Origin of the sequence: Streptomyces sp. adm13(2018), assembly GCF_008042145.1 — a bacterium.
GTDB lineage: Bacteria > Actinomycetota > Actinomycetes > Streptomycetales > Streptomycetaceae > Streptomyces.
This window is the reverse complement of record NZ_RDBH01000129.1, coordinates 416,530-431,914: the sequence shown is the minus strand read 5'-3', so window position 1 is coordinate 431,914 and position 15,385 is coordinate 416,530. Positions and strand designations below refer to the sequence as shown.

Sequence of the window (15,385 nt, the reverse complement as noted above, 5' to 3'; positions counted from 1 at the left end):
AAGAGTTAGGTTAGGCTAACCTTGTTTCACCGTGTCGCCCCTCGCCCCTTTCCCCTGTCCGGAGGGCGCGACCCAGCCCCGTGCCTGGAGGCCCCCCACATGCGCTCTCACCTGCTCAACGACGCCACGGCGGAGAGCTACCGACGCTCCGTCACCGAGGGAGTCGAGCGGGTGGCGGGGAAACTCGCCGCGACCCGGGGCCCGTTCACCGGAGTGACCCCGGCCGAGCTCGCGCCCGCCATCGACGCCGTCGACCTCGACCGGCCGCTGGGCGACGCCTCCGCCGCGCTCGACGAGCTGGAGGACGTCTACCTCCGCGACGCCGTCTACTTCCACCACCCCCGCTACCTGGGCCACCTCAACTGCCCCGTGGTCATCCCGGCCGTCCTCGGCGAGGCCGTCCTCTCGGCGGTCAACTCCTCGCTGGACACCTGGGACCAGAGCGCCGGCGGCACCCTCATCGAGCGCAAGCTCGTCGACTGGACCAACGGCCGCGTCGGCTTCGGCCCGGCCGCCGACGGCGTGTTCACCAGCGGCGGTTCGCAGTCCAACCTCCAGGCGCTGCTGCTCGCCCGCGAGGAGGCGAAGAGCACCGACCTGTCGAAGCTGCGGATCTTCTCGTCCGAGTGCAGCCACTTCAGCGTCCAGAAGTCGGCGAAGCTCCTCGGCCTCGGCATGGACGCCGTCGTCTCCATCCCGGTCGACCGGAACAAGCGCATGCAGTCCGTCGTCCTCGCCGCCGAGCTGGAGGCCTGCCGCGCCGAGGGCCTCGTCCCGATGGCGGTCGTCGCCACCGCCGGCACCACCGACTTCGGCTCCATCGACCCGCTGCACGAGATCGCCGCGCTGGCCGACGAGTACGGCGCCTGGATGCACGTCGACGCGGCCTACGGCTGCGGACTGCTCGCCTCGCCGACCCGCCGCCACCTCCTGGACGGCATCGAGAAGGCCGACTCGGTCACCGTCGACTTCCACAAGTCGTTCTTCCAGCCGGTGAGCTCCTCCGCGTTCCTGGTCCGCGACGGGGCGACCCTGCGCCACGCGACCTACCACGCCGACTACCTGAACCCGGCCCTCCCCCACGTTCTCGACTCCGCTCGAACAGGGGGGACCCCCATGCTCGCCGAGCGGTTGCCCAACCAGGTCGACAAGTCCCTCCAGACCACCCGCCGCTTCGACGCGCTCAAGCTCTGGATGACGCTGCGCGTGATGGGCGCCGACGGCGTCGGCTCGCTCTTCGACGAGGTCTGCGACCTGGCCGCCGAGGGCTTCGCCCTGCTCGCCGCCGACCCGCGCTACGACGTCGTCGTCGAGCCGCAGCTCTCCACCCTCGTCTACCGCTACATCCCGGCCGCCGCCGCCTCCCCCGAGGAGATCGACCGCGCCAACCTGCACGCCCGCAAGGCCCTGTTCGCCTCCGGCGAGGCCGTCGTCGCGGGCACCAAGGTCGACGGCCGCCAGTACCTCAAGTTCACCCTGCTCAACCCCGAGACCACCGCGGCCGACATCGCCGCCGTCCTCGATCTGATCGCCGGCCACGCCGAGCAGTACCTGGGAGAGACCCTTGTCCACGCCTGAGACGACCGAGATCCACGACTTCATCGGCATCGGACTCGGTCCGTTCAACCTCGGTCTCGCCTGCCTGACCGAGCCGATCGACGAGCTGAACGGCCTCTTCCTGGAGTCCAAGCCCGACTTCGAGTGGCACTCCGGGATGTTCCTGGAGGGCGCGCACCTCCAGACCCCGTTCATGTCGGACCTGGTCACGATGGCCGACCCGACCTCGCCGTACTCGTTCCTGAACTACCTCAAGGACAAGGGCCGGCTGTACTCGTTCTACATCCGCGAGAACTTCTACCCGCTGCGCACCGAGTACAACGACTACTGCCGCTGGGCCGCCGGGCGCCTCTCCTCGGTCCGCTTCTCGACGACCGTCGCGACCGTGGAGTTCGACGAGGCGGCCGAGGTGTACGCGGTGACGACCGAGGCCGGGGAGACGTTCCGCGCCCGCCGTCTGGTGCTGGGCACCGGCACCCCGCCGTACGTCCCCGAGAACTGCCGGGGCCTCGGCGGCGACCTCATCCACAACTCGCGCTACCTCCCGAACAAGGAGGCGCTCCAGAAGAAGAAGTCGATCACCCTGGTCGGCAGCGGCCAGAGCGCCGCGGAGATCTACTACGACCTCCTGAGCGAGATCGACGTCCACGGGTACCGGCTGAACTGGGTGACGCGCTCCCCGCGCTTCTTCCCGCTGGAGTACACCAAGCTCACCCTGGAGATGACGTCCCCGGAGTACGTGGACTACTTCCACGCGCTGCCCGAGCGGACCCGCTACCGCCTGGAGACCGAGCAGAAGGGCCTCTTCAAGGGCATCGACGGCGAGCTGATCGACGCCATCTTCGACCTGCTCTACCAGAAGAACCTGAACGGCCCCGTCCCCACCCGGCTCCTCACCAACTCCGCGCTGCACGACGCCGCGTACGAGGAGTCGACGGGCACGTACACCCTCGGCTTCCGCCAGGAGGAGCAGGAGCGGGACTTCACCCTGGACACCGAGGGCCTGATCCTCGCCACCGGCTACCGGTACAGCGTCCCCGCCTTCCTGGAGCCGGTCCGCGACCGCCTCAACTGGGACGGCCGGGGCCGCTTCGACGTGGCCCGCAACTACGCCGTCGACACGACGGGCCGCGGGGTGTTCGTCCAGAACTCCTCCGTGCACACCCACTCGATCACCTCGCCCGACCTCGGCATGGGGGCGTACCGCAACGCGTACATCATCGGGGCGATGCTGGGCTACGAGTACTACCCCGTCGAGAAGACCATCGCTTTCCAGGAGTTCGCGGCATGACCGTATCGATACGCCCCTTCGACCCGCTGAAGGACGCGGCGCTGATCCATCCCTGGGTCACCCACCCCAAGGCCGCCTACTGGATGATGCAGGACGCCACGCTCCAGGACGTCGAGCGCGAGTACGCGGCGTTCAGCGCCCACCCGCACCACCATGTCTTCATCGGTCTGGTCGACGGCGAGCCCGCCTTCCTGATGGAGCGGTACGACCCCGCGCACCTGGAGCTGGTCGGGCTCTACGACCCGCTCCCCGGCGACGTCGGCATGCACTTCCTCGTCGCGCCCACCGACACCCCCGTGCACGGCTTCACGCGGACCGTGATCACCGCCGTGATGACGGAGCTGTTCGCCGATCCGGCGACGAAGCGGGTCGTCGTCGAGCCGGACGTGGCCAACAAGGCCGTCCACGCGCTCAACGCGGTCGTCGGCTTCGTGCCCGAGCGGGAGATCCAGAAGCCCGAGAAGAAGGCCCTGCTGAGCTTCTGCACCCGGGAGCAGTTCGAGGCCGCCGTGGGAGCCGCCGTATGAGCGCCACCGACCGCGCGAACCCCGTCGCGCACCTCACGCCCGAGCTCTGGGCCGAGGCCAACCGCGCGCTGATCCGCAAGGGCCTCGCCGAGTTCGCCCACGAGCGGCTGCTGGACCCGCGGGAGCTCGGCGACAGCCGGTACGTGGTCCGGTCGGACGACGGCGCCACCGAGTACCGCTTCACCGCGGACCGGTTCGCCCTCGACCACTGGCAGGTCTACGCCGAGTCGATCAGCCGCCACCGCGGCGACGAGCAGCTCCCGCTGGACGCCCTCCAGTTCGTGACCGAGCTGCGCGGCGCCCTCGGCCTGAGCGACGAGGTCCTGCCGGTGTACCTGGAGGAGATCTCCTCCACGCTGGCGGGCACGGCCTTCAAGGCGACCAAGGAGCCGGTGACCTCCGCCGAGCTGGCCCGGGCGGGCTTCCAGGCGATCGAGACGGGGATGACCGAGGGCCACCCCTGCTTCGTCGCCAACAACGGCCGGCTCGGCTTCGGCGTCGACGAGTTCCGCGCGTACGCCCCCGAGGCGGCGAGCGACATCCGGCTGATCTGGCTGGCGGCGCGGCGCGACCGGACCACCTTCACGGCCGGCGCGGGCATCGACTACGAGGTCTTCGTCCGCGAGGAGCTCGGCGACGCGGCGGTGGACGCCTTCGCGGCGACCCTGGCGGCCCGCGGCCTGGACCTGGCCGACTACCTCCTGATGCCGGTGCACCCCTGGCAGTGGTGGAACAAGCTGTCGGTGACGTTCGCGGCCGAGGTGGCGCAGCAGCGCCTGGTGTACCTGGGCGAGGGCGACGACACCTATCTGGCGCAGCAGTCGATCCGTACCTTCTTCAACACCTCGGACCCGGCCAAGCACTATGTGAAGACGGCGCTCTCCGTCCTCAACATGGGCTTCATGCGGGGCCTGTCGGCCGCGTACATGGAGGCCACGCCGGCCATCAACGACTGGCTGCACACCCTGATCGAGTCGGACTCCGTCTTCGCGGCGGCGCGCTTCTCGATCATCCGGGAGCGGGCGGCCGTGGGCTACCGGCACCTGGAGTACGAGGCGGCGACCGACCGCTACTCGCCGTACCGCAAGATGCTGGCGGCGCTCTGGCGCGAGTCCCCGGTGCCGACCCTCGCCGAGGGCGAGCGGCCGGCGACGATGGCGTCCCTCCTGCACGTGGACCGCGCGGGCGCGTCGTTCGCGGGCGCGCTGATCAAGGAGTCGGGCCAGGAGCCGACCGGGTGGCTCCGGCAGTACCTGGACGCCTACCTCCTCCCGGTCCTGCACAGCTTCTACGCGTACGACCTGGCGTTCATGCCGCACGGCGAGAACGTGATCCTGGTCCTCGACGAGCGCGGCGCGGTGGTGCGGGCGATCTTCAAGGACATCGCCGAGGAGATCGTCGTCATGGACCCGGCGGCGGTCCTGCCGCCGGCGGTGGAGCGGGTCCGTGCGGACATCCCGGAGGACATGAAGCTCCTGTCGGTCTTCACGGACGTCTTCGACTGCTTCTTCCGCTTCCTGGCGTCGACGCTCGCCGCGGAGGGCGTCCTCGGCGAGGACGACTTCTGGCGGACGGTCGCGGAGTGCGTGCGCGGCTACGAGCGGTCGAAGCCGGAGCTGGCGGACCGGTTCGCCCAGTACGACATGTTCGCGGAGACCTTCGCGCTGTCGGCCCTGAACCGCCTCCAGCTCCGCAACAACAAGCAGATGGTCGACCTCTCGGACCCGTCGGCGGCCCTCCAGCTCGTCGGCGACCTGGTGAACCCGATCGCCCGCTTCGCGTGACCCCGTGACCGATGCGAGCCCCGGCGGAGTACGGTCCTCCGCCGGGGCTCGCATCCCTGTGTACGGGCTCGCTCGGCCGCCGTACGGGCTACTCCGCCGGCCAGGGCACCTCGGGTGAGCGGTGGTAGTCGATGCCCAGGGCGTCGAAGCGCGGGGCCTGTTCCGCCAGGCGGACCTTGTAGGTGTCCCAGTCGTGGGTGGCCGCCGGCGACCAGCCCAGTTCCGCCAGGCCCGGGAGGCGCGGGAAGGCCATGACGTCCAGGTCGTCCGTGGTCGCCAGGGTCTCCGTCCACAGCGGGGCCTCGATGCCCCGGACGGAGTCCGCGGGGGCGCCGGCGAGGTAGCCGGCCGGGTTCCAGTCGTAGGACCTGCGGACCTCCACGTAGCCCGCCCAGGCGAGGCCGAGCTTGGTGTCCGCGGTGTACTTCATGTCGAGGTAGGAGCGGTCGGCCGGGGAGAGGATGAGGCCGGCGCCGTTCCGCGCGGCCGCGGCGACCCGCTCCTTCTCGGCGGCGGGGGTGCGGTCGAGGCCCCAGTACTGGACGAGGGCGCCCTCCGCCGGGGTGGTGCCGGTCAGCTGGTGCCAGCCGACGACCTTCTTGCCGTACTTGGCGACGACCGGCTGGACCTTGTCCATGAAGGTCACGTAGTCGGCGTGGCTGGTGGAGTGTGCCTCGTCGCCGCCGATGTGGATGTACCGGCCGGGGGTGAGGGCGGCGATCTCGCGGATCACGTCGTCGACGAAGTCGTACGTGACGGGCTTGGGCACGCACAGGGAGCTGAAGCCGACCTTGATGCCGGTGTAGAGCTCCGGGGCGACGCCGTCGCAGTTGAGCTCGGCATAGGAGGCGAGGGCGGCGTTGGTGTGGCCGGGGAGGTCGATCTCGGGGATCACCTCCTGGTAGCGGGAGGCCGCGTACTCGACGATCTCCCGGTACTGCGCCTTGGTGTAGAAGCCGCCCGGGCCGCCGCCGACCTCGGTGGAACCGCCGTGGGTGGTGAGGCGGGGCCAGGAGTCGACGGCGATGCGCCAGCCCTGGTCGTCGGAGAGGTGCAGATGGAGGGTGTTGACCTTGTAGAGCGCGAGCTGGTCGATGTACCGCTTCACCTCGTCGACGGTGAAGAAGTGCCGGGAGACGTCGAGCATGGCGCCCCGGTAGGCGTAGCGCGGGGTGTCGGTGATCGTGCCGCCGGCGATCTTCCAGGGTCCGGTCTGGACGCTCTTGCGCTCGACGGCGGAGGGCAGCTGCTGGCGGAGGGTCTGGACGCCGCGGAAGAGCCCGGCGGGTGCGCGGGCGGTGAGGGTGACGCCGTCGGGGGCGGAGTGGAGCCGGTAGCCCTCGTCGCCGAGTTCGGTGGCGGCGGGGCTGAGGCGGAGCCGGATGCCGCCGCGGGCGGCCTGGTCGTCGACGACGGGCAGCGGGAAGCCGGTGGCGGGGCGGAGCAGTCCGGCGAGGTAGCGGGCGAGGTCGCGGGTCTCGCGGTCGGCGGTGTCGGCGCCGATGCGGGTGGTCCGGGAGAGGGCGAAGGGCTCGCCCTCGGGCGCGACGGAGGCGGGCACGGGCACGATACGGCCGAGCGGGCGGACCTCGGGCTCGGCGGCCGCGGCCTTCTGTGCGTCGGCGGCGGCCTCGCCGCAGCCGACGCCGGCGGCGGCGACCAGGAGCAGGGATCCGATCAGGCGCGGAATCCTTCGGCGCTGGGTCAAGGCTGGTCCCCTATCGGGCGTGGGATCGTCGTGGGACGCGTCTGTCGAGTTCTATATCCGAACCGTCACCATGCGTACCGCCGAGGTCCCCACCCGTCAAGGTCTGGACCAACGGCCCCGAAGAAGGGGCGGATCATGACGACCCTGCCCGATATCGGGCAGGATTCTTGCGGATGACGTCCGTACAGCCCAGTATTCATGGGTGCTCGAACGCCGCCCGTCGCACGACGACCTCATCGACCACCTGGTCCGCAGCACCGCGCTCCAGCGCGGTGAGGCCGCCCGGGTGATCCTCGACGTGCTGGCGTACTTCGACGAGACGACCGAGGAGTTCGTCCGCCGCCGACACCGCGAACTGCAGTCCGGCGGGGCCGTGAACGCCGAGATCTTCGAACGGATCTCGGGGGAACTGCCCCACCGGGCCGTGGCGCCGCCGGAGCTCTCGCTCCGGCAGCTGCGCCGGATCGTCTACGGCTGACCCGCGCGGCGGGCACGCGGACACACTCACCAACCTGGAGGGGTTTCACCTTTATGTGCGGAATTGTCGGTTACATCGGAAAGCGCGACGTCGCCCCCCTGCTCCTGGAGGGCCTGGCGCGCCTCGAGTACCGGGGCTACGACTCGGCCGGCATGGTCGTCACCAGCCCGAAGGCCTCCGGCCTGAAGATGGTGAAGGCCAAGGGCCGCGTCCGCGACCTGGAGGCCCGGGTCCCCAAGCGCTTCACCGGTACCACCGGCATCGCCCACACCCGCTGGGCCACCCACGGCGCGCCGAGCGACATCAACTCGCACCCGCACATGGACCCCGAGAACAAGGTCGCGGTCGTCCACAACGGCATCGTCGACAACGCCCAGGAGCTCCGCGCCAAGCTGGAGGCCGACGGCGTCGTCTTCGCCTCCGAGACGGACACCGAGGTCATCACCCACCTCATCGCCCGCTCCCAGGCCTCCACCCTGGAGGAGAAGGTCCGCGAAGCGCTCAAGGTCATCGAGGGCACCTACGGCATCGCCGTGATGCACGCCGACTTCAACGACCGCATCGTCGTGGCCCGCAACGGCTCGCCGGTCATCCTCGGCATCGGCGAGAAGGAGATGCTCGTCGCCTCCGACGTGGCCGCCCTGATCGCCCACACCCGCCAGGTCGTCACCCTCGACGACGGCGAGATGGCCACCCTCAAGGCCGACGACTTCCGCACCTACACGACCTCGGGCGCGACCACCACCGCCACCCCGGAGACCGTGGAGTGGGAGGCCGCCTCGTACGACATGGGCGGCCACGACACCTTCATGCACAAGGAGATCTCCGAGCAGCCCGACGCGGTCGACCGCGTGCTGCGCGGCCGGATCGACGACCGCTTCTCCACCGTGCACCTGGGCGGCCTGAACCTGGACCCGCGCGAGGCCCGCACCATCCGCCGCATCAAGATCCTCGGCTGCGGCACCTCGTACCACGCCGGCCTCATCGGCGCCGGACTCATCGAGTCCATGGCCCGCATCCCCGCCGACGCCGAGCCGGCCTCGGAGTTCCGCTACCGCAACCCGGTCGTGGACCCCGACACCCTCTACATCGCCGTCTCCCAGTCCGGTGAGACCTACGACGTGCTCGCCGCCGTCCAGGAGCTCAAGCGCAAGGGCGCCCGCGTCCTCGGCGTGGTCAACGTGGTGGGCTCCGCCATCGCCCGCGAGGCCGACGGCGGCGTGTACGTGCACGCCGGCCCCGAGGTCTGCGTCGTCTCCACCAAGTGCTTCACCAACACGGTCACCGCCTTCGCGCTGCTCGCCCTGCACCTGGGCCGCATCCGCGACCTGTCCGTCACCGACGGCAAGCGGATCATCGAGGGCCTGCGCAAGCTGCCCGCGCAGATCCAGGAGATCCTGGAGATCGAGGACGAGATCAAGAAGATCGCCGCGGAGTACGCCGGCGCCCAGTCGATGATGTTCATCGGCCGCGTCCGGGGCTACCCGGTGGCCCTGGAGGCCTCCCTCAAGCTCAAGGAGATCTCCTACATCCACGCCGAGGCCTACCCCGCCTCCGAGCTCAAGCACGGCCCGCTCGCCCTCATCGAGCCGGCCCTGCCGACGGTCGCGATCGTCCCCGACGACGACCTGCTGGAGAAGAACCGCGCCGCCCTGGAGGAGATCAAGGCCCGCAGCGGCCGCATCCTCGCGGTCGCGCACCAGCCGCAGGCCAAGGCCGACCACACCATCGTCGTGCCGAAGAACGAGGACGAGCTGGACCCGATCCTGATGGGCATCCCGCTCCAGCTCCTCGCCTACCACACGGCGCTCGCCATGGGCCGCGACATCGACAAGCCGCGCAACCTGGCCAAGTCCGTCACGGTCGAGTAGCAGCGCCCGGGGCCTGTCCCCCCGAGCCTCGCCGCCGGGCCTGTCCCCCGGCGGTTCGACCGGACACGAAGCGGTCCCCCGTGCATCCCAGGTGCACGGGGGACCGCTTCTCCTTTCGTGCTGTCCGTACGTCCCGCCGTCAGCTCGCCGTGGCCGCGCCGCGGTTCGCCCGGCCGAGCGCCGTCGGCCAGCCGGCCACCGCCGCCGTCGCGCCGTACCAGGCGACCAGACCCGCGACGGCCGCCACCCAGCCGCCCGCCTTCCCGAGCGCGCCGTTGTCGGCGAGCGCCCCGATGCCGAGCAGCACGAGCGCGAGGAAGAGCAGCCCGTGGACACCCTGCCCGAACAGCCCGCTGCCCGAGGCGGCCAGCGTCAGGGTGAGCGCCAGGAGCGCCCACAGGAGCAGGAAGACGCCCACGGCGTCGGCGGACGTCCCGCCGCCGGTCGCGGTGCCCCAGGTGAACCAGAAGGCGCCGAGCGCCGTGAACGCCGTGCCGTCGCCCCTGTCGCCCGCGCGGAGGGCGAGCAGACCGACGAGGAAGAGCGTGACCCCGCCGACCCAGGTGGCGAGGCCCGCGGCATCCGTTGCCGCGACGTTGTCGATGATCCCCGTGCCGCCCAGGCCGAAGGCCAGCAGGGTCAGTCCGAGTGCGAGGTGGCCGAGAGTGGAGGTGGTGTTTCCCGCGGCGACGTCGTTGTCCACGGCGGGCTCCCTTCAGGTGCGCAGGTGTCCTGCGTGAGCTGCAGTGTTCCGGTGACGCTTATGTACCCTTCACAAGCACACAATTCACCTGAGGAAGGCCGAATTTATGGCGCGATGACGTGAGTTGGGGATGCGACCTGACGGGTCGTACGCAACGGGCGGGGTGCCGGGGGCGGTTGAGACCTCGGGCGGGACGGCAGGAGGAGACCTCGTACGTCCTGCGGGACCGGCGGGAGTTCTCGTACGCCCTACGGGATGACGATCACGGGCCGCTGGGCGCGGCGGGCGAGGCGGCCGGCCACCGAGCCGAAGATCCGGCCGACGATCCCGTGCGTGGAGCCGACCACGATCGCGTCGGCGGAGTACTCCCGGCCGACCTCCTCCAGCTCGTGGCAGATGTCGCCACCGCGCTCGACGAGGATCCAGGGCACCTCGGAGAGGTGTTCGGCGCAGGCCAGCTCCAGGCCGAGGACCTCGGTCCGGTGGTCGGGCACGTCGACGAAGACCGGGGGCTCACAGCCGGCCCACACCGTGGTGGGCAGCCGGTTGGCCACGTGCACGATGATCAGGCCGGAGCCGGAGCGGCGGGCCATGCCGATGGCGTACGCGAGGGCGCGCTCACTGGACGTGGAGCCGTCGAAGCCGATGACGACGCCGTGCCGGAAGGCCGGGTCGCAGGCGTGACGTGGCTGTTCGACCGCGAGGGGGTCGACCGTGGAATCGGCGACGCGCTTGCGGTCCGCGGGTTCGGAGAATTCGTGACCGGCCATCGGTGTCTCGGCGAAGAGGGTCCTCGTGGGAAGGGACGGGAAACGGAGGAGCGGAACAACGGGTGGCGGCGGAGCTGTGTCCGGGAATCATCTTCCCAAGCCCATACCCCCAAGGGTACGGCGACACTCCTCTCCTGCCCAGAGCCCGCCGCGTCGCTCCCCGGCGTGACCCCGCTCGCGCGCGGCGTCCCAGGGAGCATGCACGAGGGTCTCGGGATCTGGCAATGCCGGATGTGCCCTACAGGTGTCCGTACGGGGGCCAAACGGACGTCGCCGAGAGTGACCGTAACGTTCCGCTTCTCGTTGCCACAGGTCCAGCCCACCGTCGCAGGGAGACCGCCCGTGCACGCACCATCGACCGCCGCCACCCGTTGTTCCGCTCCTCCGTTTCCCGTCCCCCCCTCGCTCCGCATGCCCCGTTCCGAGCGGCGCAACAGGGCCCCTCCCTGCGGAAGACTTCGCGATCGATCGCTTCACGCCAAGTGGCCTTGTCGACAATCCACCGGATGAAGAACTTGTCACGCCGGCGCCACAGGACGCAGTAGATTCGATCATGGGTACCGAAGACTGGGGTCTCGTGCAAAACCGAGGGGAAACGTGCAGGAGCGACACGACCAGGGAGACGCGAACACCGAGGGGGGCTTAGCGTCATGAGCCAGGACTCCACCGCACCGGAGGCCGCACGGAAGCTGACCGGGCGCCGCCGTCGCGAAGTCGTCGCGGTGCTGCTGTTCAGCGGCGGCCCCATCTTCGAGAGTTCCATCCCGCTCTCCGTGTTCGGCATCGACCGGCAGGACGCCGGAGTGCCCCGCTACCGACTGCTCGTCTGTGCGGGTGAGGACGGACCGCTGCGGACCACCGGTGGCCTCGAACTGACCGCGCCGTACGGCCTGGAGGCCATCAGCCGGGCGGGCACCGTCGTCGTCCCGGCCTGGCGGTCGATCACCTCGCCGCCACCGCCGGAGGCGCTCGAAGCGCTGCGCCGCGCCCACGAGGAGGGCGCACGGATCGTCGGCCTGTGCACCGGCGCGTTCGTCCTCGCCGCAGCCGGCCTGCTCGACGGCCGCCCGGCGACGACGCACTGGATGTACGCGCCGACGCTCGCCAAGCGCTACCCGTCGGTCCACGTGGACCCCCGGGAGCTCTTCGTCGACGACGGGGACGTGCTGACCTCCGCGGGCACGGCGGCCGGAATCGATCTGTGTCTGCACATCGTGCGGACCGACCACGGCACGGAGGCCGCGGGCGCCCTGGCGCGCCGGCTGGTCGTCCCGCCGCGGCGCAGCGGCGGTCAGGAGCGCTATCTCGACAGGTCTTTACCCGAGGAGATCGGCGCCGACCCGCTGGCCGAGGTCGTCGCCTGGGCGCTGGAGCACCTCCACGAGCAGTTCGACGTGGAGACCCTGGCCGCCCGCGCCTACATGTCCCGGCGGACCTTCGACCGCCGGTTCCGCTCGCTGACGGGTTCGGCCCCCCTCCAGTGGCTGATCACCCAGCGGGTGCTCCAGGCGCAGCGGCTCCTGGAGACCTCCGACTACTCGGTGGACGAGGTCGCCGGCCGGTGCGGCTTCCGCTCGCCGGTGGCGCTGCGCGGCCACTTCCGGCGGCAGCTCGGCTCCTCGCCGGCCGCCTACCGGGCCGCGTACCGTGCGCGGCGGCCGCAGGGCGAGACGGCCACGGCCGTGCTCGACCCGGTCGTGCCCGCGCAGGTCGTGGCCGGAATCAGGCGCCCGATGTCCCCGCTGGACCAGGGGAAGCCGCAGTCGGACACCTACGCTCCGGGGCGCCCCGCGCTCCCGGGCCAGCGGAGCGCGCCCTGAGCGGTGCTCCGTAGGGCTCCGCGAGAAGGAGACCGCCGCCGCCACAAGCGGCGCGACGCAGGAACGACGGGCCCCCGGGGACATCCCCCCGGGGGCCCGTCGGCGCTCCTCGCCCGCCGCGCGACGGGGAAGAGGCGCCGGAACGAGCGGTGCCGGGGCGACTCGGCCCGCTCCGGCCGGGGAAAGAGCCCCTAAGGTGGACGCATGAACGATCGCATGGTGTGGATCGACTGCGAGATGACCGGGCTCTCGCTGACGGACGACGCACTCATCGAGGTGGCCGCGCTGGTCACCGACTCGGAACTGAACGTGCTCGGCGACGGGGTGGACATCGTGATCCGCCCGCCGGACGCGGCCCTGGAGACCATGCCCGAGATCGTGCGCCAGATGCACACGTCCTCGGGGCTGCTCGACGCGCTCGCCGGCGGCACGACGCTCGCCGACGCGGAGGCGCAGGTCCTCGCGTACATCCGCGAGCACGTCAAGGAGCCCGGCAAGGCGCCCCTGTGCGGGAACTCGGTCTCCACGGACCGCGGCTTCCTCTCCCGGGACATGCCCGCCCTGGAGGGCCACCTCCACTACCGGATCGTCGATGTCTCCTCGGTCAAGGAGCTGGCCCGCCGCTGGTACCCGAGGGCGTACTTCAACAGTCCGGAGAAGAACGGCAACCACCGGGCGCTCGCCGACATCCGCGAGTCCATCGCGGAGCTGCGCTACTACCGCGAGGCCGTCTTCGTCCCGCAGCCCGGTCCCGACTCGGAGACCGCGAAGCGGATCGCGGCCCGGCACGTCGTCCCGGCCGAATAACCCCCGCCGCGGAGGGCCGCTCGTGCCCGCAGATCAATGCGGGCGCGAGCACCCTCCAGGACCCTGTAGACTTCTTCTCGGCCGGTCGGGGAAACCCTCGGGAAACCGCCGGTCATGGTGGGTATAGCTCAGACGGTAGAGCACCTGGTTGTGGTCCAGGATGTCGCGGGTTCGAGTCCCGTTACTCACCCTTACGACTCAGGCCCCGGTTCGTTTCGAACCGGGGCCTGAGTCATGTCACGGCCCCGCGAGCGCCGAGGACCCGGCGGCCCACCCGTTCAGGCGCGTTCGGGTGAGGCGTTGATCCACTCCCCCTGCCGCCCTGTTAGCGTCCCCTTATGTCCAATATCCTCACTATTCGACCCGTTTGGGCGGGGTGAGGGCGGATGGGAGTCCTGCGCGACCACCCCGAACTCGCCCTCTTCCTCTGCCTCTCCGCCGGCTACCTCGTCGGCAAGCTGCGGGTCGGCCCGATCACCCTCGGCGGCATCTGCGGAACCCTGATCGTCTCGCTGCTCGTCGGCGCCTGGACCAAGCTCACGATCTCCGACGACGTGAAGACGATCTTCTTCGCGCTCTTCATCTTCTCGCTCGGCTACATGGCCGGACCCCAGTTCTTCGCCAACCTCAACAAGAAGAGCCTGCGGTTCTTCGCCCTCTGCCTCATCGAGGTCGTCTGTGTCGTCGGCATCGCCCTCGGTCTCGCCGAGGGCTTCGACCTGGACGTGGGCACCGCCGCCGGCATCCTCGCCGGGGCCGCCACCGAGTCGGCCGTCGTCGGCACGGCCACCGAGGCCATCGGCAACCTGTCCGACCTGACCCAGGAGCAGATCACCCAGTACCAGGGCCATGTGGCCACCGCGTACACCGTCTGCTACCTGTTCGGCCTCATCACCATCGTCATCTACACCAGCCAGATCATGCCGATGATGATGCGGATCAACCTCCGCGACGCCTGCCGCGAGCTGTGGGAGAAGATGCGCGGCTCCGGCGGCGGTCTGGAGGACGACGAGCGCGAGGCGCTGCCCGGCATGGTCGGCCGGACCTTCCTGGTCACCCAGGCGGACGGCACCAGGGTCGGCGACCTGGAGCACGCGCTCGGCGGCCGGGTCACCGTGGAGGCGGTGAAGCGGGGCAGCAAGGTCCTCACCCCTCCCCCGCCCGACTTCGAGCTGACGCTCTCCGACCTGGTCCTCACCGTCGGACGGCGGGCCAACATCATCGAGGCGGGCCGGGTCATCGGCCCCGAGACCCCGGCCGTCCCGGGCCTGGACACCCCGCTCGCCACCACCCAGGTCTCGCTGACCGACCGGAGCGCGACGGGCAAGTCCCTGGACACCCTCGCCCGGGAGCACCCGGAGTTCTCCTCCGGCGGGGTGTACGTGACGGACGTGCTCCGCAACGACCAGCACCTCCCGGCGACCCCGGAGACCGTCGTGGCCCGCGGCGACGTCCTCACCCTGGTCGGCGCCCGCGCGAGCCTCGGCAGGCTGGCCTCCAAGGTCGGCGCGGTCGTCCGGAACGACGCCACCGACTTCATCTACCTGGGCCTCGGCATCGTCTGCGGCTCGCTCCTCGGACAGGTCGTCGTCGAGTTCGGCGACGTCCCCATGTCCCTCGGCACCGGCGGCGGCTGCCTGATCTCGGGCCTGCTGTTCGGCTGGTTCCGCTCGCGTACGCAGACCTTCGGGGCCTTCCCGCCCCAGGCCGCCGCCACCCTCAAGGACATGGGCCTGGCGATCTTCATCGCGTGCACGGGCCTGGTCTCGGGCCCGCAGGCCTGGCCGCTGCTCAAGGAGTACGGGGCGCTGCTGCCGTTCGCCGGGATCGCGATGGTCCTGATCCCCGCGACGATCTCGCTCTTCGTCGGCCGCAAGCTCCTCGACATCGAGAAACCGCTGCTCATCGGCGCGATCGCCGGCCAGCAGTGCTCGACCCCGGCGATCACCTCGGTGACCCAGGTCGCCCAGAGCTCGGTCCCGATGCTCGGCTACACGATCACGTACACGCTCTCGAACTTCCTGCTCCCGCTGACCGGCCCGCTGCTCGTCGGCATCCTCGGAGCGTGA

General features: G+C 70.6%; 12 protein-coding genes and 1 tRNA gene. 10 read left to right on the top strand and 3 right to left on the bottom strand.

Annotated elements, in window-relative coordinates; genetic code table 11:
- Nucleotides 1-99: 99 nt before the first annotated feature.
- The 4 genes from EAO70_RS18625 to EAO70_RS18610 are packed head-to-tail and all read left to right on the top strand — an operon-like array spanning nt 100 to nt 5,159.
- The gene (locus EAO70_RS18625) at nt 100-1,578 is read left to right on the top strand and encodes a pyridoxal phosphate-dependent decarboxylase family protein (RefSeq protein WP_148004047.1); all 1,479 of its coding nucleotides are present in this window, start codon (nt 100-102) and stop codon (nt 1,576-1,578) included.
- The gene (locus EAO70_RS18620) at nt 1,565-2,848 is read left to right on the top strand and encodes a lysine N(6)-hydroxylase/L-ornithine N(5)-oxygenase family protein (RefSeq protein WP_148004046.1); all 1,284 of its coding nucleotides are present in this window, start codon (nt 1,565-1,567) and stop codon (nt 2,846-2,848) included. The genes EAO70_RS18625 and EAO70_RS18620 overlap by 14 nt, the downstream gene beginning before the upstream one ends.
- Nucleotides 2,845-3,375 carry a GNAT family N-acetyltransferase gene (locus tag EAO70_RS18615; protein ID WP_148004045.1) on the top strand — a complete coding sequence of 177 codons (531 nt, stop codon included), beginning with the start codon at nt 2,845-2,847 and terminating at the stop codon, nt 3,373-3,375. Before EAO70_RS18620 ends, EAO70_RS18615 begins: the two co-directional genes overlap by 4 nt.
- The gene (locus tag EAO70_RS18610) at nt 3,372-5,159 is read left to right on the top strand and encodes an IucA/IucC family protein (RefSeq protein WP_148004044.1); all 1,788 of its coding nucleotides are present in this window, start codon (nt 3,372-3,374) and stop codon (nt 5,157-5,159) included. Before EAO70_RS18615 ends, EAO70_RS18610 begins: the two co-directional genes overlap by 4 nt.
- A gap of 88 nt (nt 5,160-5,247) precedes the next feature.
- On the opposite strand, the gene EAO70_RS18605 is transcribed toward EAO70_RS18610, so the two are convergent.
- Entirely contained in the window at nt 5,248-6,867 is a 1,620-nt protein-coding gene (locus EAO70_RS18605) for a beta-N-acetylhexosaminidase (protein WP_148004043.1), read from the bottom strand.
- Nucleotides 6,868-7,069: 202 nt separating this feature from the next.
- On the opposite strand from EAO70_RS18605, the gene EAO70_RS18600 reads away from it, so the two are divergent.
- Together EAO70_RS18600 and glmS are read left to right on the top strand one after the other, a co-directional pair.
- Nucleotides 7,070-7,345, top strand: coding sequence for a hypothetical protein (locus EAO70_RS18600; RefSeq protein WP_148004042.1), 276 nt, complete (start codon nt 7,070-7,072; stop codon nt 7,343-7,345).
- Between the two features lie 53 nt (nt 7,346-7,398).
- On the top strand, nt 7,399-9,216 hold the full coding sequence (glmS, locus tag EAO70_RS18595; protein WP_148004041.1) for a glutamine--fructose-6-phosphate transaminase (isomerizing): 1,818 nt from the start codon (nt 7,399-7,401) through the stop codon (nt 9,214-9,216).
- 139 nt (nt 9,217-9,355) lie between these two features.
- Here glmS and EAO70_RS18590 read toward each other — a convergent pair whose 3' ends face one another.
- Complete coding sequence (locus EAO70_RS18590; protein ID WP_148004040.1) at nt 9,356-9,919, bottom strand: GPR1/FUN34/YaaH family transporter; 564 nt, start codon at nt 9,917-9,919, stop codon at nt 9,356-9,358.
- A gap of 248 nt (nt 9,920-10,167) precedes the next feature.
- Nucleotides 10,168-10,689: a universal stress protein gene (locus EAO70_RS18585; RefSeq protein WP_148004039.1), complete on the bottom strand. Its 522-nt coding sequence runs from the start codon at nt 10,687-10,689 to the stop codon at nt 10,168-10,170.
- Between the two features lie 650 nt (nt 10,690-11,339).
- Here EAO70_RS18585 and EAO70_RS18580 point away from each other — a divergent pair.
- From EAO70_RS18580 to aspT, 4 genes are all read left to right on the top strand, one after another.
- Complete coding sequence (locus tag EAO70_RS18580) at nt 11,340-12,509, top strand: helix-turn-helix domain-containing protein (RefSeq protein WP_148004038.1); 1,170 nt, start codon at nt 11,340-11,342, stop codon at nt 12,507-12,509.
- 204 nt (nt 12,510-12,713) lie between these two features.
- A complete protein-coding gene (gene orn, locus EAO70_RS18575; RefSeq protein ID WP_148004037.1) occupies nt 12,714-13,316 on the top strand; it encodes an oligoribonuclease in 603 nt (200 codons plus the stop codon).
- 117 nt (nt 13,317-13,433) lie between these two features.
- Nucleotides 13,434-13,506 (top strand) — tRNA-His (locus EAO70_RS18570).
- Between the two features lie 196 nt (nt 13,507-13,702).
- On the top strand, nt 13,703-15,385 hold the full coding sequence (gene aspT, locus EAO70_RS18565) for an aspartate-alanine antiporter (RefSeq protein ID WP_148004036.1): 1,683 nt from the start codon (nt 13,703-13,705) through the stop codon (nt 15,383-15,385).